Source organism: Leclercia sp. UBA5958 (assembly GCF_002430365.1).
Classification (GTDB): Bacteria; Pseudomonadota; Gammaproteobacteria; order Enterobacterales; family Enterobacteriaceae; genus Enterobacter; species Enterobacter pneumoniae.
Window position 1 is genome coordinate 589,644 of record NZ_DJCE01000004.1, and the last position, 25,457, is coordinate 615,100.

The following is a 25,457-nucleotide window of genomic DNA, read 5'->3' on the forward strand; positions in this document are numbered from 1 at the left end:
ATCACAATTTAAATTGCTGTAATTAAAAGAGAATTATTTTTGCTCGTGTAAAAATATACGGTAATTTCGTATTTATATTGTATTTTCTGTGTATACAAAAAATATTCATCCATTGACCTTTTTTACCCCCTTGTGCAAATTTTTAACAAACGCACGCCATCACGGTTGCGTAGCTGACTGTTACGGTCATGAATTTCCCTGGAGGTTATCGTGTTTACATTTGAAGGTATCTACACCCCGGCCATTACTCCTTACGCAGCCGATGGCAGCATTGATTTCGCGCGCTTTGCCGAGGTGCTGGAGTCGCTGATCGAGGCGCGCGTCCACGGCATTATCATTGGCGGATCTACCGGCGAGTATTACGCCCAAAGTCCGGAGGAGCGTAAAGCGCTGGTGGAGCACGCGCGCAGCGTGATAGGTACCCGTCTGCCGCTGGTCGTGGGAACCGGCGCCATCCGCACTGAAGATGCGGTGGACTACGCAAAACATGCCCGCGAAGCGAAAGCCGATGCCATCCTCGTGACCTCTCCGCCCTATGCCCTGCCGACCGAGCGGGAAAATGCCCATCATGCGCTGACGGTCGACAAAGCCGCACAGCTGCCCATCATGCTCTATAACTACCCGGGCCGCATGGGTATCACCATGGGCGAGACCTATTTCACCGAAGTGAGCCGCTCGGCGAACGTGGTGGCGATTAAAGAGAGCTCAGGCGATTTCAATAACCTGCATTTGCTGGCCTGCAAATTCCCGCACATTGCGCTCTCCTGCGGCTGGGACGATCAGGCGCTGGAATTTTTCGCCTGGGGCGCGCGCAGCTGGGTCTGTGCAGGTTCCAACTTTATCCCCCGCGAACACGTGGCGCTGTATGAAGCCTGCGTGGTGGAGAAAGATTTCGACAAGGGGCGCAAGATCATGGCTGCCATGATGCCGCTGATGAACTTCCTCGACGGCGGAAAGTTTGTGCAATCGATCCGCTACGGTTGCGAACTGAACGGCCTGACTTCGGGGGCGGTACGTGCGCCACTGCAGGGACTGGACGAAGAAGAGAAAGCTCAACTGAAAGCCGTCATTGCCGATGTGAAACGCAACGTGGCTGCGGCGACAGCGGCGTAAGGGGGCAGAATGAGTCAGTTGCAAACAGTGGATGACGTTATTGCCTTCGCCCGGGCGTTGCCCCTGGCCAATAACGCCTTTATAAACGGCCGCTTCGTGGCGGCCAGCGCCGGGAAGAGACTGCCCACCCACAACCCGGCGACCGGCGAGCACATTACTGATATTGCCGCCTGCGACGTTGACGATGTCAACGCGGCGGTGAGCGCCGCGCGCGCTGCCTTCGAGGCCGGAAGCTGGAGCAAGCGGGCACCGGGCGAGCGCAAAGCGGTGCTGCTGAAGCTGGCAGAGCTGATGGAGCAGGAGGTTACGCAGCTGGCGGTGCTTGAGAGCCTCGACAGCGGCAAGCCCGTGAGTGAATGCCTGACGGTGGACGTGCCGGAAACCATTCACGTCATCCGATGGCACGCCGAAGCCATCGATAAGCTATACGACCACACCGCCCCGGTGGGCGAAGGGGCGATGGCGTTGGTGGTGCGTGAAGCCATTGGCGTGGTGGGCTGCGTTCTGCCGTGGAACTTTCCGCTGCTGATGCTGGCCTGGAAGCTTGGCCCGGCGCTGGCGGCGGGCTGCTCGGTGATCGTCAAACCGGCGGAACAGACCTCTTTAACCGCGCTGCGGGTTGCCGAACTGGCACATCAGGCGGGCGTTCCGGCGGGGGTACTGAATATCGTGACCGGTACCGGGAAAGCAGTGGGCGAGCCGATTGGCCTGCATCCGGATATCGATATGGTGAGCTTTACCGGCTCTACCGCCACCGGACGGCGTTTCCTGCACTACGCCGCAGAGTCAAATCTGAAGAAAGTGGTGCTGGAGTGTGGTGGCAAAAATCCAGCGCTGGTGTTTGCCGATGCCGAAGATCTGGCGAGCGTGGCCGGGCACGTGCTCAACGGTGCTTTCTGGAACATGGGCGAGAACTGCTCTGCCACCTCGCGCCTGCTGGTTCAGGACGAGATAAAGGAAGCGCTGCTGGCAGAGATGGCAAAACAGATGGGCGACTGGCCGATGGGCAATCCGCTCGATCCGCAGAACCGCCTCGGCAGCCTGGTTTCAGAGGAGCATTTCAGTAAGGTCAGCGGCTATCTGGAGACGGCGCGCCAGGAGGGGCTGCGCATTATTCACGGCGGGGACACGGAGCAGGGGGTTTATGTGCAGCCCACGGTTATCGACGGCGTAACGCCGGCGAGTGCGCTGTTCCGCGAGGAGATTTTCGGCCCGGTGCTCTGCGTGACCTCTTTTAAAACCGAAGCTGAAGCCGTCGCCCTGGCAAATGACACCCCCTATGGACTGGCCGCATCGGTCTATACCGGCAAGCTCAACCGGGCGATCCGCGTTTCGCGTGCCATCCGCGCAGGCACGGTCACCGTCAACTGCTTCGGTGAAGGGGATGCCACCACCCCGTTTGGCGGCTATAAGCAGTCGGGCTTTGGCGGACGTGATAAGTCGGTCTTTGCGCTCGACCAGTACACTGAACTGAAGACCATCTGGATTGATGTTCCCACAGACGATGCCTGACACGCACAGGAGAGGGCTGCCCGCCGCCGTTATCGGCAGGCAGCCTGCGCGTTCAGCCTGAGCTGACGGAGATGAAAAACCATCTGTTTGCCGCCATGCCTGACGGCCTGGAAAAGCGAGTCCACTTCTACTTCTGTATTCTGGTCGCGATGGGTCTTTCCAGACGGCATGGGCGTATTCGAACGAACCGGCAGAAAAATGCCTTTCTGATGAAATGGTTAAAAAATGCGAGCGACGGGATGAGCTTTCGCCAGTTCGCCACCAGCGAAATTGCCTGGCTGCGTAGTGAGATCTTGCGCCATCCCCCGGATCGGGATCCTGAACCGATGTTGCAGTTGATTTGGCAAACCGCTAATGAGCTGAAAAATCATCGTTAATCGTTGAAAAACTGGGGCTATTCGCGGAATGAGAAGAGGTGATTTATTTTTGCTGTATACCGCCTTTTTCTGTAGGTTAACCGCAGACACTGGCCACTCACCCGGTTTTTCAGGAGGCGACAATGAGGACGGGAAAAGCAGCGCTGTATGAGGATCTGAAGCGTCTTATTTTAACCATGGAGCTGGATCCGGATGAACTGCTGGATGAAGCCAGCCTGACGGCGCAATACGGCTTGTCCCGCACGCCGGTCCGCGAAGTGTTTCAGCGCCTGGCGGGTGAAGGCTATCTCGAAATTGTTGAAAAACGGGGCGTACGCGTCATCCCCATGAGCCACTCGACGCTGCGTAACTTTTTCCTTGTCGCACCGATGATCTATGCAGCGACCGGGCGACTGGCGGTGCAACACTTTAAACCGGCGCAGCTTAGAGCGCTGAAAGAGACGCAAAAGCGGTTTCGCAAGGCAGCACAAACCCATGACGCTCAGGCACTGGCGCTGGAGAATAATCGTTTTCATGAAATTATGGGCGAGATGGCGGCTAACCCCTATCTGCAGCCGAGCCTCGGAAGGCTGCTGATTGACCACTGTCGTATCGGACATACCTTTTTCCGCCCGCAAAACGACGATATGGCGCGGCGGTTGCAGCTGGCGGCAGACCATCATGACGCCTTTATTGCCGCCATCGAGGCACGCGATGAGCAGGCGGTGGTTGACCTGGTGTTCGAGCACTGGGAGCTGTCGCGGGAGAACATGGAGATCTTTATCGCCCCCCAGGGGCTGAAGGCCGATGTAGTTTCGCCACCTGAAGGCGATAAGCGCTAACCCCACGCGTTGCGCCTGCCGGCCTCCGCTGGCAGGCCTGTCTCTCTGCATCCTCTCTATTTCACGGCTTTATTGCTGCGGTTTTCCCCTGGGCGTTGCACAACATTTTTTTTAACCTGGTTACTATTTTTATACTTTATGTATACATGAGATATACATCACGTATTCATTTTAGCAACATGGCTAACATTATTTCAGCATCACCTGACCTGTGCGCCCCGCAGCGTGCGGCAGGTGAATTTGAAAAGAACCCAGCGTACCGGAGTAATAAACGTGCAAAAGATCACCTCGCTGCCGGCGGATGACGCCCTGCCGGGCTGGTATCACACCAGCCAGGCGCGTACCCCTCGTCCTGCCCATGTCGGACAAAAACATGCCCGCTGGGCGATTGTCGGCGCAGGCCTTACTGGCCTGGCCGCTGCCCGACAGCTGGCGCTCAACTTTCCTGACGATGAAGTGGTGCTGATTGAGGCCCAGGAGGTGGGCTATGGTCCGTCCGGGCGCAACGCCGGATTTGCCATCGACGTGCCGCATGATATCGGGGCGAAGGATTACATTGGTGATGTGAAAACCGCTAAGCTGATCCTGAAACTTAACACCCTGGGGCAGAACATCCTGCGCACGATCGTGAAAGAGCAGGGCATTGACTGCCAGATGTCCGACTCGGGTAAGTATCAGGCTGCAGTGGGGGAGCAGGGCGTTGCCATTCTGGAGGCGTATCGCCGTGGGCTGGAGAAGATTGGCCGTGACACCGAGATGATCGCTGGCAAGGATCTGCCGGACCACATTGGTACCTCCTATTATAAGCAGGCGCTGTTTATTCCTGGCACCATGCTGCTGCAGCCATCCGCGCTGGTGAAGGGGCTGGCAGATAGCCTGCCCGCGAACGTAACGCTGCATGAATACACCCCGATTACCGCCATCAACTATGGCGATAAGGTGACCCTGATACATGACAAGGGCTGCATCACCGCCGATAAGCTGATTCTGGCCAACAACGCTTTTGCCTCACACTTTGGCTTCCTGCGTGGCCGCCTGCTGCCTACGTTTCTCTATGGCAGCCTGACCCGTCCGCTGACGCCAGAGGAGCAGGCCGGGCTGGGCGGCAAACCGGTATGGGGCGTGATCCCGGCGCATCCGTTTGGCAGTACCGTGCGCCGGACGGTAGATAACCGCATCCTGGTGCGGAACAGTTTTAGCTTCCACCCGGATGGCCGTCCGCGTGAACAACATCTGAATAACTTTATCGCTAACCACCGTAAGTCGTTCGAGCGCCGTTTCCCGACCCTTGATAAGGTGGATTTTGAGTACTCCTGGAGCGGGGCGATCTGCCTGTCGGAAAACCATGAAGGGTTCTTCGGCCAGTTGGCGCCGAATGTCTATGGCGCGCTGTGTTGCAACGGACTGGGGATTACGCGCGGCACCGCCACCGGCACGCTGCTGGCCGATATGATTGCCGGCGAGCGTAATGAGCTGATTGACTTCCTGGCGGCCTCGCCGGGGCCGAATAAAACCCCGCCGGAGCCTTTCCTGTCGATTGGGGTGAACTCGGTGCTGAAGTGGGGGCAGTTCAGAGCGGGGCTTGAGGTGTAGGATAAGCGGCCGGTGCGTAAGCCCCGGCCTTTCTTATTTATGCTTGCGGCAAACTCTCGATGCGGGCGCCTGCCCGACGGGCGGTTACCGGCATAACATCCACCTTGCTGACGTAGCCGTCTGGATCAAGACCGCGGTTGTGCGTTTTGGCCTCACGCAGGATCGCCTCATCCCAGTAGACGCGCTTGCGTTGGTCACCCTCAGTGGTCAGGATAAATTCGACATCATCTCCCACGGCACGATAGCGCCGCCAGCTGTTGGCTGGCACAGAAACCACGGAGCGCTCTGGCGCGATGATGATGACCTCTTCGCCCAGCAGGTTCCAGGTGATCTCGAGCGTGCCTTTGAACACCATGATGACCTGGATATCCGGGCACATGAGGATATGCAGCGCATCAGCATCCGTAACCGGCTGGATGATTTTATGATGTCGCACGGTGCTGAGCTGGCCACCGCGCTGGCACCTGAGCTCATGGGCTATCACGGGCAGCACTGCACTGTAAAACAATGCGTCATGCAGCATTCCATGCAGTATCTGTGTGAAGCCCTCGTGGTCTGGCTGGCCAGAGGCGGAAAAATTAATTATTCAGCACAGGACGGTGAATTATTAACGGCTGCCGGATTCAGGCCTGACGCGGCTTCACGGGCTGATAATCGTGAAAAATACACACCTACACAAAATCAGAATTACGTAAATAAACGTGCTGAACTGGCCGTCCGGTAGTTCACGAAAAAATACCCAAAAATTCCGCCATTTTTCCAAAAATAGCCATGCACGCATCAGGTACATGGTTTTGCATGCGTTTTTACCCCCTCAAAATGCTCTCCCGCGCCGGCCATGCTGCGGCCTGAGCCCACTGATGCACCTGCATTAAAAGCGACACATTAAGCGGGCAGGCGTGGCGGGGAGAGCATTGCGCGCTGCATTTAAATTCGCTGACTTAGTGCATCCCCCAATGGTCTCGATTGAGTGCGATATTGGTTTGGAGGGATAAGTACAATGTAGTGCGTATCTGAAGAGCTCAGGAACAGTGAGTAGTGAACGTATTATTGATTATGAAAATAGTCGTTACAGTGTTCAAAAACCCTTTGTTTCAATATATGTAATTGAAATTAAAGAGTAACTTATTCTTTTTTTTGATTTTTAAAACAAGTTTAATCTGTCTAACTTGTGATCTTTTTCCTGATGTAATACAAATGAGAGTGTTCCCATTGTCATGTGCTTAAAGTAAGGAGTGCTGTATGAAGTTTTCTGAAGCTTTTAATATGGAATTTCAGCAATCAAATTTAGATTTTATTGATATCCCTTTGGATACTGATTTACAATTTTTTATAGATCCCACCTCTATTCGAGCATTAAAAACAAATTGGGGAGGTGGCCTTGAGAAATTAATTCAGGATTATTTCGCAGATGTTATGGCTAGTATAAAAAACGGAGACCTTAAAAGAGCTGGAGTATTATTATCTTCATTGAAGGAATCCAATTCATTTCATCTTGGGTATTCTTCTAAAAAATCCTCTGGCAAAGCCTTAGGAGTTAAAACGGCAGAGCTAATTTTAGAGTCATTGAAAAATAGCAAAGCAGCTCAAACAGGATTACTGCATGATCTTGAGGATACAGCATTAACTATTGACGGGATTGCTTCTGACAGGATTTCTGATTCTGTATGTAATATACTTAAGCTTCCGTTTATAGAATATACACAAAAGATTTGTGAATTTTATAATGTGGATATGTCAGATGTTTCTGGTATTCGTTTGTGGGATCCGAGTAGTGGGCGATGGGGAAAAAGAACATTTAAGCTCCCTATTTACAATGGTGAAGAAATTATACTTATTCCAAAGGTAATGGCTAGAGAAAAGATAGCTTATTCACATTCCAAATTTTATCGGAAATATATAATTCCAGAGATTAGAGCAGAACATCTTAAAGCAGGATCTGCGCTTGTAACTCTTTTAAGAGGGAAGCAAACAGTAACAGCTACAAAGATTATCGAAGAATTTGGGCAGTCTAAGGAGTTTATTGAGGAACAGATAGTAAAATATCCTGATGCAATAAAGCAATACAAAGAAGAACTATTACTTTCACCGCCACCGCCTCTTCCCCATAAAAGCTTCGATAATTCAACAGGGGCTGTAACTGGTCCACTATCATCAGATGTTGAGAATCTCAAGCTTGCAATAAAAGAAAATAATGAGCAATTGTATATTGAAAGCCTTAAAAAAATATTTCTGACTATATTTTATCCTTCTCTTTTTTATCCGTGCTTGATAAAGGGAAATATGCTTGGTTATAGCTTTACAATGTTAAATGAATCTCGTGCGGGATTCTTTTTTGATTTTTCGATTTTTGAAATTCCGGCTGATAAAGTTTTAGTTAATATTGTGATGTCAAGCTCTCATATTAGTGAGAGTTATCTGGAAAACCTAGTTCAAGAAATGGATGTTATTAAAACATCAGTTTGTTTATTGTCCTGCTGTGAAGCAACAAACGAACTGCAAAAAGACAAGATAAAGGCGTTGGCAAAAAGCAAAGGTAAGTATATTTTTATTATAAATAGTGCGGTTATTAATGGTGTTTTAGACGAGTATTATAAAATTGGTGAGCAGCATTTCAGTATGTTGCGTGATAAATTCAAAGAATTTAATTAAGTATATGGAAGGTGGTGATTTATCACCACCTTATTTTTACTTGCATGATATTCTAATTAATTCGCCCCACCAACTCATTAATTCAATTCTTTTTTGAAGATATGTTGAACGGTTGTATGCTCGCCGAAATTCATTTTTATCAATATGTGCCAATGCGGCCTCAATGACATCTGAATTAAATCCAGCTTCATTCATAGATGTACTGGCAATGGAGCGTAATCCGTGAGCTACCAACTTTCCTCCAAACCCAATTCGTTTTAATGCTGCATTGGCAGTCTGGCTATTCATTGGTTGTTTCGGGTCATTTCTGCTTGGGAAAATATGCTCACGATGCGCACTAATAGGTTTCATTACCGCTAGAATGTCTAATGCCTGAGTGGATAAAGGAACAATGTGCTCTCGCTTGGCCTTCATCCGTTCGGCTGGAATTGTCCAGAGCTTGGCATCGAGATCGATCTCTGACCACCGAGCGCCGGAGGCCTCAGAAGGGCGCACAAGGGTCAGAAGTTGTCACTCAATAAGACAACGCGTCGGAACAGACAGATTAGACATAACCAAAGAACGCATCAGCTTTGGCAATTCCTCTGGCCGCAGCGTCGGCATGTTTTGTTTTTTGGGCTTTTCAAAAGCCATTCCAACACCTGAAGCTGGATTCGCATCAATCAGACCCGTGTTTACGGCATAAATCATTATCTCGTTAATGCGCTGAACCAGTCGACGTACAGTCTCAAGCGCACCACGAGCTTTGATTGGCTCAAGGGCTTCAACCAAAGTTCGGGCTTTTATTTGCTGAACGGAGATCTCACCGATGGCTGGGAATACATCTTTCTCCAGTGAACGCCAAATGTCTTTTGCGTAATCAGGGGTAACGCTTTTGCTTTTGAGCTGGAACCAGTTAGCGGCGACCGTTGAAAAAATACTGTCCAGAGCGATTTGCTGCTGTTCCTCTGCAACTTCGGCCTGAATTTGCGGGTCAATTCCGTTGGCTAACAAGGCAAGGTAATCCGCTCTTAACCCTCTGGCGTCAACAAGTGAAAGGGCGGGGAAAGCACCTAGCCCCATCATTGTCCGCTGTTTTGTCGCCGGACGTTGATAACGGAAACGCCAGAGCTTTTTCCCGCTGGTTTTCACTATCAGGAAAAGCCCATCGCCATCATGCAGCGTTAGATCCTTCTCTAACGCTTTAGCGCGCAGAACTTCGGTGTTGGTCAGGGGGCGTGTTGTCCGTGCCACTGTGGCCGCTCCTTCATGAATTGGTATACGCTTTTAGGTATACATCCTACCGTATACCTAAACGTATACCAATAATCACCGGATTCAGCCGGATGTTCTCGGACAACGACAGACACAAAAAAGCCCGCAGGGCTTGTGCTATGCGGGCTTTCTGTACTTCACCGGACGTATCCGGATCATCATTTGGTGGAGCTGGCGGGAGTTGAACCCGCGTCCGAAATTTCTACATCCTCGGTACTACATGCTTAGTTTGTCTTTACATTCGCACGCCAGCTGCGGACAGACACGCCACTAACGAACTAGCCTGATTAGTTTTAGCACTTCAACCCCAGGCAGGGCATCCGCGCGATCTCTTTTGGGTTTGACCTCTCTTGATCCCCGTCTTAAGAGCGGAAGCTAGGGAGAGAGGGCTCAGAGCAGGTTATTAAGCTGCTAAAGCGTAGTTTTCGTCGTTTGCGACTATTTTTTTGCGGCTTTTTACGAGGCAAACCGCCCCTCGGCATGCACCTTGGGTTTCGCAAATCCCGTCGAATCCAGAATCAGCCCCAATAGTGTTGAACGCAGTATACCAGATTTGTCGTCCGGGATACCAGCCCATAACCTAACTTATTGAATTGACCAATAAGTGCGCAGGATTTATCGGCCTGCGTTTTTCATGATACGTGCTTTATCGACCTGCCACTCACGCTCTTTCACATCAGAGCGTTTGTCGTGCTGTTTCTTACCTTTCGCCACGCCAATTTTGACTTTGCACCAGGCGTTTTTCCAGTACAGCGACAGGGCAACCACGGTATAGCCTTCGCGATTGATGCGCCCGTAAAGGGACTCCAGTTCGCGCATGTTCAGCAGCAGCTTACGGGTGCGGGTCGGGTCGCAAACGTAATGCGTCGAGGCGACCGTCAGCGGCGTAAAGTTGGCGCCGAACAGAAACGCTTCGCCGTCTTTAAGAATGACATAGCTATCGCCGATGTTAGCTTTACCGGCGCGCAACGATTTTACTTCCCAGCCCTGCAGAGCAAGGCCGGCTTCGAATTCTTCTTCAATGAAGTATTCATGGCGGGCACGCTTATTGAGCGCAATGGTTGCCGAGCCGGGTTTATGTACTTTTTTCTTCGTCATAAGTGTCGTGAAGCCATAAGTAATCTGATGTCAAAAGTCACCTCATTGCGTCCTGTGAGGCCTAACGCGCTATCTTAGCACGAGATGAGGCTTAGCGTTTTTTTAACAAGCGATAAATGTTATTATTTAGTGGTTGTGTGATCATGGAAAATGCTATGCCTCAGATTAGTCGTACTGCGCTTGTTCCGTTCAGTGCGGAACAAATGTATCAGTTAGTGAACGATGTGGATGCTTATCCAGAGTTCCTTCCGGGATGTACCGGAAGCCGGGTGCTGGAATCTGGCCCGACGCAAATGACCGCCGCGGTTGATGTCTCGAAAGCGGGCATTAGCAAGACGTTCACGACCCGTAATACGTTGACCAACAATCAGAGTATTTTGATGCAGCTGGTGGATGGCCCCTTCAAGAAGTTGATGGGCGGCTGGAAATTTACTCCGCTTAGCGCTGATGCCTGTCGTATCGAGTTTCATCTCGACTTCGAATTCACCAATAAGCTGATTGAGCTGGCGTTTGGTCGCATCTTTAAAGAGCTGGCGGCGAACATGGTGCAGGCGTTTACCTCGCGGGCAAAAGAGGTTTACAGTGCCAGCTAAAATCGCTGTGGAGGTGGCCTACGCGCTGCCGGAAAAACAGTATCTCCAGCGCGTTTCCCTGGAAGAGGGGGCGACGGTGGAAGAGGCTATCCGCTGCTCCGGTATTCTGGAACTGCGCAGCGACATCGATTTAGCGAAGAACAAAGTCGGTATCTACAGCCGTCCGGTCAAACTGGGCGATACGCTACACGATGGCGACAGGGTAGAGATTTACCGCCCGCTGATTGCCGACCCGAAAGAGCTGCGACGCCAGCGCGCTGAAAAAGCTGCAAAATAAGGTCGTCATGCCATAAAAAAAGGTGCTCACTGAGCACCTTTTTTGCATTCCAGACAGCCTTACTCTTTGGTGAGTGCAGGCTTGTTATCGATATTGGTCAGCACACCGCTGCTGTTAAAGGTCAACGTCAGCGTTTGCTGGGTCACGCTCTCGTGGCCAGGCTGCTGACGGAAGACGTAGAACCAGGTCTGGGTGCCGAACGGATCGGACATCATCGGCGTACCCAGGGCATAAGCAACCTGCTGCTGCGTCATACCAACACGAATTTTAGACACATCATTGGGTGCCAGGTAGTTCCCCTGGTTGATGTCAGGGCGATAAACCACACGTTCCAGGGTGGAGCAGCCAGCGGTCAACATCAGGAGAACCGCTGCGGCAGCGGTCAGCGTTTTACAGCGCATAGTGATTTGATTCCTTTTCGGGCCCGAGCAATACGCGACGGCTCATATGTAATATGCCGATGATAATAGACCTTTCACCACTTTAAAACCTTTGGTGCCAGGTCTGGCGGCGTTTTTATTGTTCTGTATGACTCTGAGATCCCGAAAAAGTTTAGGCAGCCAGCAGTTCTTTCGCGTTCGCAAGCGTATTACGCGTTACCTCGCTACCGCCCAGAAGGCGCGCCAGCTCTTGCAGGCGGGCTCGTTTGTCCAGCGGCTGCATATGCGTTTCGGTCATTTCACCATCGGTCTCTTTACTGACGTAGAAATGGTGATGTCCGCATCCTGCTACCTGAGGCAGGTGGGTCACACACATGACCTGGGTGGATTCACCCAGCTGGCGAAGTAGTTTGCCGACCACGGCTGCCGTCGGGCCGCTGATGCCCACATCCACTTCATCAAAGATAAGCGCCGGGGTTTCCATCTTCTGCGCGGTAATGACCTGGATTGCCAGCGCAATACGCGACAGTTCACCCCCCGATGCCACTTTAGAAATGGCCTGCAGCGGCTGTCCCGGGTTGGTAGTCACGCGGAACTCGATGCGGTCTGCGCCATCTGCGGTGAGATGGTTGGCTTCGAACTTCACCTCGATGGTGAAGACACCGTGCGGCATGGAGAGGGCGTGCATACTCTCGGTAATATGCTGGCTCAGCTCCTGGGCATAGCGCTGGCGAACCTCATGCAGCTGCTGCGCCGTCTCCAGCGCCTGCTGGTGATGAACGCTTACCGCCAGGGAGAGCGTCTCCTGGGAATCGGCCTGATCGTCAAGGAGCTGCTGCTCATCAAGAAGTGACTGGTGGTAAACCGGTAACTCTTCCGGTGCCACGTGATGTTTACGGGCCAGAGAAATCTGGCGCGAAATACGCTGCTCAAGTTCAAACAGACGATTCGGGTCGAGATCCAGCCGATCGCAATAGTGGCGCAGTTCATCCCCCGCTTCGGAGAGCTGAATGGCGGCCTCTTCCAGCATATCCAGCACGCCAGAGAGTTTGCTGTCCATTCCCGTCAGCTCGGTTACCAACTGACGTACGGTATAGAGCTGGCTTTGCAGGTTAACATCTTCGCCATCGGCGAGCAGACTCAATGCCTGCTGGCTGACCGAGAGCAACTGTCCGCTGTTGGCCAGACGTTTATACTCTTCGTCGATTTGCTCGAATTCGCCTGCCTGCGGGTTAAATTCATTCAGCTCTTTCAGCTGATAGGCCAGCAGTTCAGCACGGGCTGCACGCTCCTGGCTCTGTTGTTGATGGTGGGCCAGCTCGCGGCAGCTATGGTGCCACTGGCGATAGTGCTCAGCCATCAGCTGAGTGAGTGCATACTCACCAGCATAACCATCAAGCAGCGATTTTTGATGTTCAGGCTTCACAAGCTGTTGATGCGCATGCTGACCGTGGATCTGAATCAGTAGCTGACCCAGCTCGCGCAGCTGCGACAGGGGAACGGCTGTGCCGTTGATGAAACCACGGGAACGTCCGTCGCTGCTGATGACGCGGCGGAGTAAGCACTCACGGCCATCTTCGAGCTGGTTCTCTTCAAGCCAGCGCTGGGCGGCAGGGGTATCTTTGAGCGCGAAGCGGGCGCAGAGGTCGGCACGGCTCGCGCCTGCGCGCACCATGTCGCCTTCAGCACGGCCGCCCAGGCACAGGCCGAGCGCATCAATGGCAATAGATTTACCGGCACCGGTTTCACCGGTGATGGCGGTCATGCCACTGTGAAAATCGATTTCGAGTTCACGAACGATGGCGAAGTTGCTGATGGTCAGTTGTGCCAGCATAAACGTTTTCCTGTATGAAAAACCATGACTGTTTTTTCATACAGTATAAACTGGTTTTTTATACAGTAAAGTGCTGGATGCAAAATCAGAACAATTTTTTCGACCAGCCGAGCTTGGAGCTTAATGTATTGAAATAGCTGTAATCTTTAGGGTGGATCAGATTGAGGTGGTAATCGCAGCGGCGGATCAACACATCTTCGCCTTCCTGAATCGGCAGCGCGATCTGGCTGTCACAACTGATCTCCAGGTCGCTGCGGCGGTGTGAGAAGCGCAGTCGAATAGTACTGCTGCTGTTGATCACCAGCGGGCGTGCCGAGAGGGTGTGCGGGAACATGGGGACCAGCGTAATGGCGTCCAGAGAGGGGGTCAGAATCGGGCCGCCAGCAGAGAGCGAATAGGCCGTTGACCCGGTCGGGGTTGAAATAATCAGGCCATCGGAACGCTGCGAAAAGGCGAAGGTTTCATCGATATAGACTTCGAATTCAATCATGTGGGCAACTTTACCCGGGTGCAGTACCACTTCGTTAATGGCGGTACTGATGCGTTTCTGGCAATCCTGTGCGCAGACCTGCGCCTCCAGTAAAAAACGCTTTTCGCTGATGTAATGGCCTTCCAGCACATCGGCTAGTTGCTGCTGAGCATTGTCGGGATCGAGGTCTGTTAAAAAGCCCAGATTGCCGCGGTTAATACCAATCACTTTGATGTCGTAGCGCGCCAGCGTGCGCGCCGCCCCCAGCATATTACCATCACCCCCAACCACTACCGCGAGGTCGGCCTGCTGACCAATTTCTGCCAGCGTGCCCGTTTTCACCTTGGTCAGCTGTAGCTCCTGGGCGATTTGTTGCTCTACCATCACTTCATACCCTTTGGCACACAGCCAGCGATACAACATTTCATGTGTCGTCAGCGCGGTGGGGTGACGTGGATGACCAACAATCCCAATACACTTGAAATGATTATTCATTTTCTGGAGGTCCTTGTGCGAATGAATGATGACAATGTGGCTTGTTCCCTTGAATCCCGGAAACTGATCCCCATAATAAGCGAAGTTAGCGAGTTGAATGCAGAAAAACGCGGAGAAATTCATGAGTAGTAAAGAACAGAAAACGCCTGAGGGGCAAGCCCCGGAAGAAATTATCATGGAACAGCACGAGGAAGTTGAGGCGGTTGAGCCGGACGCTTCTGCTGAGCAGGTGGATCCGCGCGATGAAAAAATTGCGAATCTGGAAGCTCAGTTAGCTGAAGCCCAGGGCCGTGAGCGCGACAGCGTCCTGCGCGTGAAGGCGGAGATGGACAACCTGCGTCGTCGTACCGAGCTGGATGTCGAAAAGGCGCATAAATTCGCGCTGGAGAAGTTCGTCAACGAACTGCTGCCGGTGATTGATAGCCTGGATCGCGCGCTGGAAGTGGCTGATAAAGCCAATCCGGACAACGCGGCGATGATCGAAGGTATCGAACTGACGCTGAAATCTATGCTCGATGTGGTACGTAAGTTCGGCGTGGAAGTCGTGGCCGATACCAACGTGGCGCTGGATCCGAACGTCCATCAGGCAATCGCGATGGTGGAGTCGGAAGAGGTTGCCGCAGGTAACGTGCTGGCGGTCATGCAGAAGGGTTATACCCTGAACGGCCGTACCATTCGCGCTGCGATGGTGACCGTGGCGAAAGCGAAAGCGTAACTGGTGCCTGCAGGCCGGGTAGCCACTTCGCTTACCCGGCCTGTAATATCATGACTCTGCCACGCTCTCCCGCAGCGGCTTCACCGGCAGCACCTTAACCTGTTTGATCATATTGTCCTGCACATCCAGGATATCAATATCGTACTGCCCGATACGCACCCGCGTACCTGCCGCCGGGATCTCTTCCAGCGCTTCCAGAATCATACCGTTTATCGTCCGCGCTTCATCCTCTGGCAGATGCCAGTTAAAGGCTTTATTCAGCTCGCGCACGCTGGCGCTGCCGTCTATCAGCACAGAGCCATCATTCTGCGGGGTCACCTCTTCAGCAAGAGAAGGCGACATGGAGGTAGTAAAATCGCCGACGATCTCTTCAAGAATATCCTCGACCGTGACCAGTCCCTGAATGTCACCGTATTCATCTACCACCAGACCGACTTTTTTCTTATTGCGCTGGAATTTGACCAACTGGGTACTAAGCGGCGTGCCTTCCGGAATGTAGTAGATCTCGTCTGCGGCGCGCAGCATGACCTCTTTGGTAAACTCATTTTTCTCGGTCATCAGGCGATACGCTTCACGCACGCGCAGCATGCTGATGGTATCGTCCAGTGAATCGCGATAGAGCACGATGCGACCGTGCGGGGAGTGGGTGAGCTGGCGAACAATGGCTTTCCAGTCGTCGTTGATATCGATGCCGACGATCTCGTTACGGGGCACCATAATGTCGTCGACGCTGATTTTTTCCAGGTCCAGCACCGACAGCAGCATATCCTGATTACGGCGCGAGATTTGCGAGCGGGATTCGTTAACGATAGTGCGTAGCTCATCCTTGCTCAGCGCGCTGCTGATCGTGACATCGGCTTTAATACCCACCATCCGCATCAGCAGGCGCGTCACCATATTCAGCAACCACACCAGCGGCATCATCAGAATAAGCAGCGGCGCCAGCAGGAAGCTGCTGGGGTAGGCAACCTTCTCTGGATAAAGTGCAGCGACAGTTTTGGGCAGGACTTCGGCAAACACCAGCACCACAAAGGTGAGCACCCCGGTGGCGATGGCGACGCCCGCATTACCATACAGGCGCATCCCGACAATGGTGCCAAGCGCAGAGGCAAGAATATTGACCAGGTTATTGCCGATCAGCACCAGGCTAATCAGGCGGTCAGGCTTACGCAGCAGCTTTTCTACGCGGCGGGCGGCGCGGTTACCTTGTTTGGCGCGATGACGTAACCGGTAACGGTTCAGGGTCATCATGCCGGTTTCCGAGCCGGAGAAATAGGCGGAAATAACCACCATGATGATCAGCGTAACGATCAGCGCGGTGGTGGAGATGTGTTCCAGGGGGAACTCCTTGGTTGCTAACTAACAAATTGCTGTATAACGCGGCTACCGAAGTAGGCCAGCGTCAGGATGCCAGCGCCCGCTACGTTGAACCAGACCACGCGGCGGCCACGCCAGCCCTGATGATAATGGCCCCATAACAGGACAATATAGACAAACCACGCCACGATAGAGAGGACGGCTTTGTCGATATTCTCAGTGCTGAACAGATTGTTCATGTAAAACAGGCCGGTACAGAGCGTGAGCGTTAGCAGGACAACGCCAACCTGAGTGATGTGAAACATTTTACGCTCGATTACCATCAGCGGCGGCATTTCATGACTAAAGGCCAGCTTTTTGTTCTTGAGCTGATAATCGATCCATGCCAGCTGCATGGCATACAGCGCAGCAATAATCAGCGTGGCATAGGAGAAGAGCGACAGACCGATATGCACCATCATCCCGGGCGTCGTCTCCAGATGGGTGATGTATTCGTTAGGGACGAAGGTGGCAAAGGCGAGGTTGATCAGCGCAAACGCGTAAACAATAGGCAGCAACAGCCAGCCGCGGTTCTTGGAGGCGACGACAGTCATCACCGTACAGATCATCAAGCTAACCAGCGAACCGACGTTCAACACGCTCAGATTTTGCACGCTGCCGTCGCCAGGAATGATGCGCGACTCCAGTGCAAAGGCGTGACTCACCAGCGCTATCACCGCCGACAAAATAGCCATGCGCCGCCAGCCGCTGTTTTTTTGCAGCAGGCCAGGAATAATCAGCGCAAGGCTGATGGAGTAGGCAACAAGGGCGATCAGTGCGAAAACAGGCATATAGGTGTCGACAGTTGTCTTAATAAGAAAGAGAAGCAGTATAACGTTACGTGACGCCTGCTCCAACCGTTGCATAACAACAAAGCCGCCTTCATGTTATACTCCGGCAAAATTCTGTGTATGTGTCGCATGAGCGACCCAACGTTTCTACCCCAGGCGAGAGACAATGTTTGATAATTTAACCGATCGTTTGTCGCGCACGCTGCGCAACATCAGCGGCCGCGGACGCCTTACCGAAGAGAATATTAAAGAGACGCTGCGCGAAGTCCGCATGGCGCTGCTCGAAGCCGACGTGGCGCTGCCGGTCGTGCGTGAATTCATCAACCGTGTGAAAGAGAAAGCGGTTGGCCATGAAGTTAACAAGAGCCTGACCCCGGGGCAGGAGTTCGTCAAAATCGTTCGTAATGAACTGGTTTCGGCGATGGGCGAAGAGAACCAGGTGCTGAACCTGGCGGCTCAGCCACCTGCGGTCGTGCTGATGGCGGGCCTGCAGGGTGCAGGTAAAACCACCAGCGTTGGTAAGCTGGGTAAATTCTTGCGCGAGAAGCACAAGAAGAAAGTGCTGGTTGTTTCTGCGGACGTCTATCGCCCGGCGGCGATCAAGCAGCTCGAAACCCTGGCCGAGCAGGTTGGCGTGGATTTCTTCCCGTCCGACGTTGCCCAGAAGCCAGTCGATATCGTTAACGCGGCGCTGAAAGAAGCGAAGCTGAAATTCTACGACGTGCTGCTGGTGGATACCGCCGGTCGTCTGCACGTTGACGAAGCGATGATGGACGAGATCAAGCAGGTGCATGCCTCTATCAATCCGGTAGAGACCCTGTTTGTTGTTGACGCCATGACCGGTCAGGATGCGGCCAATACCGCCAAAGCGTTTAACGAAGCGCTGCCGTTAACCGGCGTGGTACTGACCAAAGTGGACGGTGACGCCCGCGGTGGTGCGGCGCTCTCTATCCGTCATATCACCGGTAAGCCGATTAAGTTCCTCGGCGTGGGTGAGAAAACCGAAGCGCTGGAGCCGTTCCATCCGGATCGTATCGCCTCGCGTATCCTCGGCATGGGTGATGTCCTGTCCCTGATCGAAGATATCGAAAGCAAAGTTGACCGCGCTCAGGCTGAGAAGCTGGCGAATAAACTGAAGAAAGGCGATGGCTTCGACCTGACCGACTTCCTTGAGCAGCTGCGCCAGATGAAAAACATGGGCGGCATGGCAAGCCTGATGGGCAAACTGCCGGGCATGGGCCAGATCCCGGACAACGTTAAATCGCAGATGGATGACAAGGTGCTGGTACGTATGGAGGCGATTATCAATTCGATGACGCTGAAAGAACGTGCGAAGCCAGAAATCATCAAAGGTTCGCGTAAACGTCGTATCGCAGCCGGCTGCGGTATGCAGGTGCAGGACGTAAACCGTCTTCTGAAACAGTTCGACGACATGCAGCGCATGATGAAGAAGATGAAGAAGGGCGGTATGGCGAAGATGATGCGCGGGATGAAGGGGATGATGCCCCCAGGATTCCCAGGCCGCTAAAACAAGGGATATAAGGCTATCTTGTTTGCCATTTTAGCTCCGGGGTGTGCTCGAAATGCTCACGTACTACGTGTACGCTCCGCTTTCTGCGCGCACGCCGAAACTAAACTGGCTGCACCGATATACGCCTTATAACCCTTGTTTGGCATATGTGAAGCATATGCTGATTGCATTTTCCCCAGAAATCAGTAAAATTTTCGGGCTTTTAATATGACACCCGGGCTCCGTTCCTCGATGGGGCCCGGTTGTTTTATTCACACAAGAGGATGTTATGGTAACTATTCGTTTAGCACGTCACGGCGCTAAAAAGCGTCCGTTCTACCAGGTTGTTGTTACTGACAGCCGTAATGCACGCAACGGTCGCTTCATCGAGCGCGTTGGTTTCTTCAACCCACTGGCCGCTGGCGCAGAAGAAGAAACCCGTCTGGATCTGGATCGTATCGCTCACTGGGTTGGCCAGGGCGCTACTGTTTCCGATCGCGTTGCTACGCTGATCAAAGCAGCAAACAAAGCAGCTTAATCTGTCACGGTGGTCATGATGAGCAATAAAGCACCTGTTGAACCGATTGTATTGGGCAAAATGGGTTCTTGCTACGGTATCCGTGGTTGGCTCAGAGTGTTTTCCTCCACTGAAGACGCTGATAGCATTTTTAATTACCAGCCCTGGTTTATCCAGAAAGCCGGTAAGTGGGTCGAAGTCGAGCTGGAAAGCTGGCGTCACCACAATCAGGACATCATCATCAAGCTGAAAGGCGTAGATGATCGTGATGCCGCGAATGCACTGACTAATTGTGAAATTGTCGTGGATTCGTCGCAGTTGCCACAGCTGGAAGAGGGCGACTATTACTGGAAAGACCTTATGGGTTGCCAGGTGGTCACTACCGAAGGCTACAGCCTGGGGAAAGTCATCGATATGATGGAAACCGGGTCAAATGACGTTCTCGTTATTAAGGCAAACCTGAAAGATGCATTTGGCATCAAGGAGCGGTTGGTTCCGTTCCTCGATGGACAGGTTATCAAGAAAGTCGATCTCGCTACTCAAACGATTGAAGTAGATTGGGATCCTGGTTTTTAAATTCTCCTGAAAACGGTAAAAGACGGCGCTATGTGGATTGGCATAATCAGCCTGTTTCCTGAAATGTTCCGCGCGATTACCGATTACGGGGTAACTGGCCGGGCAGTAAAAAATGGCCTGCTGAGCATCGAAAGCTGGAGTCCTCGTGATTTCACGCATGACCGGCACCGTACCGTGGACGATCGTCCTTACGGCGGCGGACCGGGGATGCTCATGATGGTTCAACCTTTACGGGATGCCATCGCAGCAGCTAAAGCCGCGGCAGGTGAAGGCGCGAAGGTGATTTATCTGTCACCTCAGGGACGCAAGCTTGATCAAGCGGGCGTGAGCGAACTGGCGACGAATCAAAAGCTGATTCTGGTCTGTGGGCGCTACGAAGGTGTAGATGAGCGCGTAATTCAAACCGAGATTGACGAAGAATGGTCTATCGGCGATTACGTTCTCAGCGGTGGTGAGTTACCGGCAATGACGCTGATTGACTCCGTGGCCCGGTTTGTTCCGGGTGTACTGGGACATGAAGCATCAGCAACGGAAGATTCTTTTGCTGACGGGTTGCTGGATTGCCCCCACTATACTCGTCCTGAAGTGTTAGAAGGGATGGAGGTTCCGGCAGTATTACTGTCTGGAAACCATGCCGAGATACGTCGCTGGCGCCTGAAGCAGTCGCTGGGCCGAACCTGGCTTAGAAGACCTGAACTTCTGGAAAACCTGGCTCTGACTGAAGAGCAAGCAAAGTTGCTGGCCGAGTTCAAAAGAGAACACGCGCACCAGCAGCATGAACATGATGGGAATGCGTAATACGCTCCCGAATATCAGTTTACCCAGGATAAGAGATTAAATTATGAGCAACATTATTAAGCAACTTGAACAAGAGCAGATGAAGCAGGACGTACCTTCCTTCCGTCCGGGTGATACCGTGGAAGTGAAAGTATGGGTTGTTGAAGGTTCCAAAAAACGTCTGCAGGCATTCGAGGGCGTGGTTATCGCTATTCGTAACCGCGGTCTGCACTCTGCATTCACTGTTCGCAAAATTTCCAACGGCGAAGGCGTTGAGCGTGTCTTCCAGACTCACTCTCCGGTAGTTGACAGCATTGCTGTTAAACGTCGTGGTGCTGTACGTAAAGCTAAACTGTACTACCTGCGTGAGCGTACTGGTAAGTCTGCTCGTATTAAAGAGCGTCTGAACTAAGATTCGCTTAAGCGACATCCTGTTAAAAAGGGCTGACCGAAAGGTTGGCCCTTTTTTTATCTCATCCTCTCTCTTGCATTAACCCTTTCGACATAAATCGTTTACAATACCCGCGTTTTACTGGAGGGATAATGACGTTAAATCGGCAGCTGAAAAGATGGCAACGCGCAGCGGCATGGTCCGCGCTGTTTGCGATCCTGCTGATCGTTGTCGCGCCGTTAATTTCAGTATCGCTCAATAAAGATCCCATGAGCGCCATGCCGGGGATGCACCATGAAATGAGCATGGCAGAGCATCATGCGATGCCCTATGACATGCCTCACGACATGTCTCACAACACACCAGAAAGCCTGCCTATCGATCACGCTGAAGCCTGTGGCTACTGCGTGCTCCTGGCGCATGTTCCAGGGCTACTCCTGGCGCTGGTTGTGCTGCTTGCCGGAATGTTGTTAAGACAGCGGGTCACCCCAGTGCGGCCGGTTGTTAAACACTGGTACTTCTTCCCCTGGCTTTACCCTGATACGCGTGCACCGCCGCGCCGGTCTGCTTTTTCCCTTTAAAAATACAATCGATAACTTTTTGCCTTAAAAGGAAAAGTATGACTACCTGCACTCCGCGCGCGGCATGGGGCAACCTATTACGTCGCTTACACTTTTACGTTGGTCTGTTTGTCGGGCCCTTTATCTTTATTGCCGCGCTCTCCGGCACGCTGTATGTCGCCACCCCACAGCTGGAAGAGGCGCTTTATCACCATGCCCTGCATACCGATTCACAGGGGCCTGCGCGGCCGCTGGCAGAGCAAATTGCTGCAGCAGACAAAGTGACGGGCGGCGAGTTGCGTCTGCATGCTGTACGTCCGGGTTTGGTTGCGGGTGAAACTACCCGGGTCATGTATGCCGACCCTGAACTGTCTGCCTCTGAAAACCGGGCGATTTTTATCGATCCCGTGAGCCTCGCCGTTCGGGGCGACATGACCGTTTACGGTACCAGTGGGATCCTGCCACTGCGCCAGAAAATTGATTACCTGCATCGCTCGCTGCTGCTGGGAGATGTTGGCCGCCTGTATAGCGAGCTGGCCGCCTCATGGATGTGGATTGCTGCCCTTGGCGGAATCGCATTGTGGTTTATCACCCGGCCGAAACGTCGCATTAATAATCGTTTCCAGAATCGTCGTCGGCTACATGTCACTCTCGGCTGGACGTTGCTGGTGGGTATGCTGCTCTTTTCTGCTACCGGACTTACCTGGTCACAGTGGGCAGGCGGCAACGTAGATAAACTGCGAGCGCAGATGGGATGGATGACGCCACAGGTGAATACGCAATTGCAGGGGCCGGCGATGGCTGCCGATCCGCATGCTGAACATCATGGGCATGGAATGAGCATGCCGATGCCTGCGGTTAAACCGGATTTGACGCTATTCGACGGTGTGCTGCATGTGGCTAAAGCGGCAGGTATTGATGCGTCTCGCCTTGAAATTCGACCGGCTAAAAGCGACACCCAGGCCTGGACGGTGACGGAAATCGATCGTGGCTGGCCAACTCAGGTGGATGCCGTGGCGGTGGATCCGCACACTCTTAGAGTACTCGACCATGCTCGTTTCGCCGATTATCCGCTAATGGCAAAGTTAACTCGCTGGGGGGTGGATCTGCATATGGGCGTGCTGTTTGGCTTGCCGAATCAGTTGCTCCTCATCGCCTTTGGCGTTGGTCTGTGCGTGATGATTGTCTGGGGTTATCGCATGTGGTGGATGCGCAGGCCGGCACATAATGTGATGAATCCGGCCCAGATGCTCTTTCAGAGCTGGAAAGATTTACCGATCTGGGGGCGTATGGTCACGCTGTTGATTAGCGTGCTGCTGGGGTTGATGATGCCAGTGATGGGATGCAGTCTGGTGCTGTTTGTCATGATTGACTGGCTGCGCTGGCGCAAAGCCACCGCGCTTTCACTGGCAGAATCGATGAAATAAAGCCTCAGGGCGTGCTGATAACGACCGCGACGCGGCGGTTTTCGGCACGTCCCTGGGCTGTTTTGTTATCTGCCACCGGGAATTTCTTGCCTAACCCGTTAGTGGTGAAATTGTTGCGAGAAACCTGGGCACCCTGTGCCCACGCATCCGCGACCACATTTGCCCGTTTCAACGAAAGACTTTCGTTGTAACTATCCTCACCGTAGTTATCCGTATGACCATCCATGCGCGCATGGGTCAGCCCGGTTGCGGCAAGACGCGATGCCATGGTTTTGATCTGCTGCTCGCTTTCGGGGCGTAGCTGATATTCGTTTTTGCCGAACAGGATCTTTGCCGACAGCCCAAGTGACCAGTCGCCATTCTCTTCACTAAAGCCGTATGACTTCATAGCGGAAATCTGCTCCGGCGTAAATTTCCCCTGCGGTGCCTGACATCCGGTAAGCATTGCTGAAGCTAATACTAGCGGTGCGATATAACGCCTGAACATAGTGTCATCCTTTTTACGATATTGTTTTTGCGCGCCGGTGTTTTACCCGGTACATATTTCTGTCGGCCTGCTCCAGTAAATGTTCAACCGAACTGTGTTCCCACGTTAGAGCAGAGCCAATACTCAAAGACATTGTTGTTGTGTTGCCGTTATGCAGATCAAATGGAGGAGTAAACCGTTGCGCAATGTCGGCGCAGAGATCCTGAACTTCGTATTCCGAGTGGATGTCGTACAGGATCACCGCAAATTCATCACCGCCCAGGCGGAAGGACTGATGGCGATTGCTGCTAAACTCCACCAGACGGCGGGCCACTTCTATCAATACACAATCCCCGGCCGCATGCCCCCAGGTATCGTTAATCCGTTTGAAATCGTCGCCATCCAGAAAGAGCAGGGCAGAGCGGGTGCTTGCGGCGGCGTCATTCATCAGCGAATGGATGCTGGTACGAAACGCTGCGCGGTTGGCAAGCCCGGTAAGGGGATCGTGCATCGCTGTGCGAAGTAATTGCGCATTCTTTGCCTGCAACTTCAACTGCCACTCTTCCATCTCATCCAGTAGGCTATTGAAATCCTGACCGAAGCGATGAAATTCGTCGATGCGCTCCTGCTGCACGCGACGAGAGAAATTACGGTTCGAGCGCACATCATGCACCACATCGGTAATGTTCTGTAGCGCATCTACCACACCGTTATGCAGGCGGCGGGTGATGGTTAACGCGATAAACGAGGCGAAGAGAATACAGCCGGTGAGCACGGCAAAAGAGGTCCACAGGAAATGGCCGATCAGGCTATCGCGTGCGGTAAGACGTAATTCGCCAATGGTCTGGCCGTTATGCTGAACGGGCTGAGAGACCGGCAGCGGGAAGAGCCAGCGGCTGACCAGGGCGCCCAGTTTGTCAGTATTTTCATTTGGTCCCATTGACCAGGCAGCAAAGCGCTTGTTGTGATGGTCTACCACCACGGCGGCGGAAAATTGTCCCTGCTTACCCAGGGTCGCGAGCGTTTCGTTGGCGGCGGTGGCATCGTTGAATACCATCGCGGCCTCCAGGCTGCGGCTCATTGTGGCCCCGGTTAAAGCCAGATTTTTTTGTGCATACTGTTTCAGCGTGACCACAGAAGCAATGCTAAGGAGTAGCCAGACCAGGGTCATGGTAATGACGACGCTAATTAGGCTGATACGGCGTAACGTACGTTTAAACGTTGGACGTGGAGTCGAATAATTTTCCTTATTCATGCTTTGGATTCCGTGCAAGCATTAATACATCCGGATTAACTCTGACGCCGCTGCGAGAAAGTGCATCCAGATTGACGGCGAACCGCACCCGGGCGCTGTCAAATATCAAACAGAACGCACTGCCAATTTGGCATTGTGAGTTTTGTTCGGAGATTAATAATAAGGGGCGGGAATGAAAGGCGTTGATTAATTCTTGCTGGGATTCCGGTGATTCGTTGCCAAAATAGAGGGCATTGCAGCCAGCTCCCAGTGCTTCCTGGGCGTTGTGGACAATAATCGGTATGTAAGAAAGAGGTACGTTATCACTCCCGCTCAGCACTTGCGTAAAACGGGAGGTGGAAAAGATACAGAGCGTGGGCTGGCTTTGCAGCCCAGGCCAGCGGGTATAACTGACGATGCCAGAGACAATCGCGCGGACCGACGTTTCGGTCTGAGTCCAGGTAGCACTGGCTGCAAATCCGAACGGAATAAACAGAAACAGTGCCGCTGCGACCCAGCGCCAGGAGATAGTTAATGAGTGTCTCACCAGATTCTGCTACCCCGCCCAGGGATTATATGTTCTGAAAATTCTCAGAAAGAATATCATCGTTTATCTGGTCAGTCATTACGGCCCTAAATCTCTTTAGGGACTTAAGTAAAATCTAAGCA

The 25,457-nt window shown here is 52.7% G+C and carries 26 protein-coding genes, 1 other RNA gene and 2 pseudogenes; 17 read left to right on the forward strand and 12 right to left on the reverse strand.

Going from position 1 to position 25,457, the window contains the following annotated elements; all coding sequences use genetic code 11:
* Window positions 1–210: 210 nt before the first annotated feature.
* From B2Q93_RS07230 to B2Q93_RS07250, 5 genes are all read left to right on the forward strand, one after another.
* Entirely contained in the window at window positions 211–1,113 is a 903-nt protein-coding gene (locus B2Q93_RS07230; protein WP_046886084.1) for a dihydrodipicolinate synthase family protein, read from the forward strand.
* Between the two features lie 9 nt (window positions 1,114–1,122).
* A complete protein-coding gene (locus B2Q93_RS07235; RefSeq protein ID WP_286932344.1) occupies window positions 1,123–2,625 on the forward strand; it encodes an aldehyde dehydrogenase in 1,503 nt (500 codons plus the stop codon).
* A 71-nt stretch (window positions 2,626–2,696) separates the two neighbouring features.
* Window positions 2,697–3,002 (forward strand): hypothetical protein, encoded by a 306-nt coding sequence (locus B2Q93_RS07240; protein WP_233800836.1) that lies wholly within the window; start codon window positions 2,697–2,699, stop codon window positions 3,000–3,002.
* A 122-nt stretch (window positions 3,003–3,124) separates the two neighbouring features.
* Entirely contained in the window at window positions 3,125–3,823 is a 699-nt protein-coding gene (locus tag B2Q93_RS07245) for a GntR family transcriptional regulator (RefSeq protein ID WP_286932345.1), read from the forward strand.
* A 273-nt stretch (window positions 3,824–4,096) separates the two neighbouring features.
* Window positions 4,097–5,416 (forward strand): NAD(P)/FAD-dependent oxidoreductase, encoded by a 1,320-nt coding sequence (locus tag B2Q93_RS07250; protein WP_286932347.1) that lies wholly within the window; start codon window positions 4,097–4,099, stop codon window positions 5,414–5,416.
* 37 nt (window positions 5,417–5,453) lie between these two features.
* Here B2Q93_RS07250 and B2Q93_RS07255 read toward each other — a convergent pair whose 3' ends face one another.
* Complete coding sequence (locus B2Q93_RS07255; RefSeq protein WP_286932380.1) at window positions 5,454–5,795, reverse strand: hypothetical protein; 342 nt, start codon at window positions 5,793–5,795, stop codon at window positions 5,454–5,456.
* Here B2Q93_RS07255 and B2Q93_RS07260 point away from each other — a divergent pair.
* Window positions 5,784–6,140 (forward strand): annotated as a pseudogene (locus B2Q93_RS07260) (phage polarity suppression protein); the annotation flags it as partial. The gene B2Q93_RS07255 and the pseudogene B2Q93_RS07260 sit on opposite strands and share 12 nt — an antisense overlap.
* A gap of 518 nt (window positions 6,141–6,658) precedes the next feature.
* Complete coding sequence (locus B2Q93_RS07265) at window positions 6,659–8,068, forward strand: hypothetical protein (RefSeq protein WP_286932348.1); 1,410 nt, start codon at window positions 6,659–6,661, stop codon at window positions 8,066–8,068.
* Between the two features lie 36 nt (window positions 8,069–8,104).
* Here the strand turns inward: B2Q93_RS07265 and B2Q93_RS07270 are convergent.
* From B2Q93_RS07270 to smpB, 3 genes and pseudogenes are all read right to left on the reverse strand, one after another.
* Window positions 8,105–9,301 (reverse strand): annotated as a pseudogene (locus B2Q93_RS07270) (integrase domain-containing protein).
* A gap of 184 nt (window positions 9,302–9,485) precedes the next feature.
* Window positions 9,486–9,848: a transfer-messenger RNA gene (gene ssrA, locus B2Q93_RS07275) on the reverse strand.
* An 89-nt stretch (window positions 9,849–9,937) separates the two neighbouring features.
* Window positions 9,938–10,420: an SsrA-binding protein SmpB gene (gene smpB, locus B2Q93_RS07280; protein WP_040074375.1), complete on the reverse strand. Its 483-nt coding sequence runs from the start codon at window positions 10,418–10,420 to the stop codon at window positions 9,938–9,940.
* 155 nt (window positions 10,421–10,575) lie between these two features.
* Here smpB and B2Q93_RS07285 point away from each other — a divergent pair, with 155 nt between their 5' ends.
* Together B2Q93_RS07285 and B2Q93_RS07290 are read left to right on the forward strand one after the other, a co-directional pair.
* Window positions 10,576–11,013 carry a type II toxin-antitoxin system RatA family toxin gene (locus B2Q93_RS07285; RefSeq protein WP_040074376.1) on the forward strand — a complete coding sequence of 146 codons (438 nt, stop codon included), beginning with the start codon at window positions 10,576–10,578 and terminating at the stop codon, window positions 11,011–11,013.
* Window positions 11,003–11,290, forward strand: coding sequence for an RnfH family protein (locus tag B2Q93_RS07290; RefSeq protein ID WP_040074377.1), 288 nt, complete (start codon window positions 11,003–11,005; stop codon window positions 11,288–11,290). Before B2Q93_RS07285 ends, B2Q93_RS07290 begins: the two co-directional genes overlap by 11 nt.
* A gap of 59 nt (window positions 11,291–11,349) precedes the next feature.
* Here B2Q93_RS07290 and bamE read toward each other — a convergent pair whose 3' ends face one another.
* From bamE to nadK, 3 genes are all read right to left on the reverse strand, one after another.
* A complete protein-coding gene (bamE, locus tag B2Q93_RS07295) occupies window positions 11,350–11,691 on the reverse strand; it encodes an outer membrane protein assembly factor BamE (protein WP_040074379.1) in 342 nt (113 codons plus the stop codon).
* A gap of 151 nt (window positions 11,692–11,842) precedes the next feature.
* Window positions 11,843–13,504: a DNA repair protein RecN gene (recN, locus tag B2Q93_RS07300; protein WP_207292242.1), complete on the reverse strand. Its 1,662-nt coding sequence runs from the start codon at window positions 13,502–13,504 to the stop codon at window positions 11,843–11,845.
* A gap of 85 nt (window positions 13,505–13,589) precedes the next feature.
* A complete protein-coding gene (nadK, locus tag B2Q93_RS07305) occupies window positions 13,590–14,468 on the reverse strand; it encodes an NAD(+) kinase (protein WP_040078426.1) in 879 nt (292 codons plus the stop codon).
* A gap of 121 nt (window positions 14,469–14,589) precedes the next feature.
* On the opposite strand from nadK, the gene grpE reads away from it, so the two are divergent.
* Window positions 14,590–15,183 (forward strand): nucleotide exchange factor GrpE, encoded by a 594-nt coding sequence (grpE, locus tag B2Q93_RS07310; RefSeq protein ID WP_040074383.1) that lies wholly within the window; start codon window positions 14,590–14,592, stop codon window positions 15,181–15,183.
* A gap of 48 nt (window positions 15,184–15,231) precedes the next feature.
* Here grpE and B2Q93_RS07315 read toward each other — a convergent pair whose 3' ends face one another.
* The gene (locus tag B2Q93_RS07315) at window positions 15,232–16,521 is read right to left on the reverse strand and encodes an HlyC/CorC family transporter (RefSeq protein ID WP_207293863.1); all 1,290 of its coding nucleotides are present in this window, start codon (window positions 16,519–16,521) and stop codon (window positions 15,232–15,234) included.
* Window positions 16,522–16,538: 17 nt separating this feature from the next.
* Window positions 16,539–17,330, reverse strand: a complete 792-nt coding sequence (locus B2Q93_RS07320; RefSeq protein ID WP_046886254.1) for a cytochrome C assembly family protein — start codon at window positions 17,328–17,330, stop codon at window positions 16,539–16,541.
* A gap of 166 nt (window positions 17,331–17,496) precedes the next feature.
* On the opposite strand from B2Q93_RS07320, the gene ffh reads away from it, so the two are divergent.
* The 7 genes from ffh to B2Q93_RS07355 all read left to right on the forward strand — a co-directional run bounded on the left by ffh (window position 17,497) and on the right by B2Q93_RS07355 (window position 23,088).
* The gene (gene ffh, locus B2Q93_RS07325) at window positions 17,497–18,858 is read left to right on the forward strand and encodes a signal recognition particle protein (protein ID WP_046886243.1); all 1,362 of its coding nucleotides are present in this window, start codon (window positions 17,497–17,499) and stop codon (window positions 18,856–18,858) included.
* Window positions 18,859–19,129: 271 nt separating this feature from the next.
* The gene (gene rpsP / locus B2Q93_RS07330; RefSeq protein ID WP_003863133.1) at window positions 19,130–19,378 is read left to right on the forward strand and encodes a 30S ribosomal protein S16; all 249 of its coding nucleotides are present in this window, start codon (window positions 19,130–19,132) and stop codon (window positions 19,376–19,378) included.
* A gap of 15 nt (window positions 19,379–19,393) precedes the next feature.
* The gene (gene rimM / locus B2Q93_RS07335) at window positions 19,394–19,933 is read left to right on the forward strand and encodes a ribosome maturation factor RimM (protein WP_046886242.1); all 540 of its coding nucleotides are present in this window, start codon (window positions 19,394–19,396) and stop codon (window positions 19,931–19,933) included.
* A 30-nt stretch (window positions 19,934–19,963) separates the two neighbouring features.
* Window positions 19,964–20,731, forward strand: a complete 768-nt coding sequence (gene trmD, locus B2Q93_RS07340) for a tRNA (guanosine(37)-N1)-methyltransferase TrmD (protein WP_040074388.1) — start codon at window positions 19,964–19,966, stop codon at window positions 20,729–20,731.
* Between the two features lie 43 nt (window positions 20,732–20,774).
* Window positions 20,775–21,122, forward strand: a complete 348-nt coding sequence (gene rplS / locus B2Q93_RS07345) for a 50S ribosomal protein L19 (RefSeq protein WP_002914145.1) — start codon at window positions 20,775–20,777, stop codon at window positions 21,120–21,122.
* A 131-nt stretch (window positions 21,123–21,253) separates the two neighbouring features.
* Complete coding sequence (locus B2Q93_RS07350; protein WP_286932357.1) at window positions 21,254–21,682, forward strand: DUF2946 domain-containing protein; 429 nt, start codon at window positions 21,254–21,256, stop codon at window positions 21,680–21,682.
* Window positions 21,683–21,720: 38 nt separating this feature from the next.
* On the forward strand, window positions 21,721–23,088 hold the full coding sequence (locus B2Q93_RS07355; protein WP_286932359.1) for a PepSY-associated TM helix domain-containing protein: 1,368 nt from the start codon (window positions 21,721–21,723) through the stop codon (window positions 23,086–23,088).
* A 4-nt stretch (window positions 23,089–23,092) separates the two neighbouring features.
* On the opposite strand, the gene B2Q93_RS07360 is transcribed toward B2Q93_RS07355, so the two are convergent.
* Genes B2Q93_RS07360 through B2Q93_RS07370 form a run of 3 tightly spaced genes read right to left on the reverse strand, consistent with a single transcriptional unit; the run spans window position 23,093 to window position 25,335 of the window.
* The gene (locus tag B2Q93_RS07360) at window positions 23,093–23,575 is read right to left on the reverse strand and encodes an OmpA family protein (RefSeq protein WP_212476278.1); all 483 of its coding nucleotides are present in this window, start codon (window positions 23,573–23,575) and stop codon (window positions 23,093–23,095) included.
* A 13-nt stretch (window positions 23,576–23,588) separates the two neighbouring features.
* The gene (dgcN, locus tag B2Q93_RS07365; RefSeq protein WP_286932360.1) at window positions 23,589–24,809 is read right to left on the reverse strand and encodes a diguanylate cyclase DgcN; all 1,221 of its coding nucleotides are present in this window, start codon (window positions 24,807–24,809) and stop codon (window positions 23,589–23,591) included.
* Window positions 24,802–25,335, reverse strand: coding sequence for a YfiR family protein (locus B2Q93_RS07370; protein WP_286932361.1), 534 nt, complete (start codon window positions 25,333–25,335; stop codon window positions 24,802–24,804). The genes dgcN and B2Q93_RS07370 overlap by 8 nt, the downstream gene beginning before the upstream one ends.
* Between the last annotated feature and the right edge of the window lie 122 nt (window positions 25,336–25,457).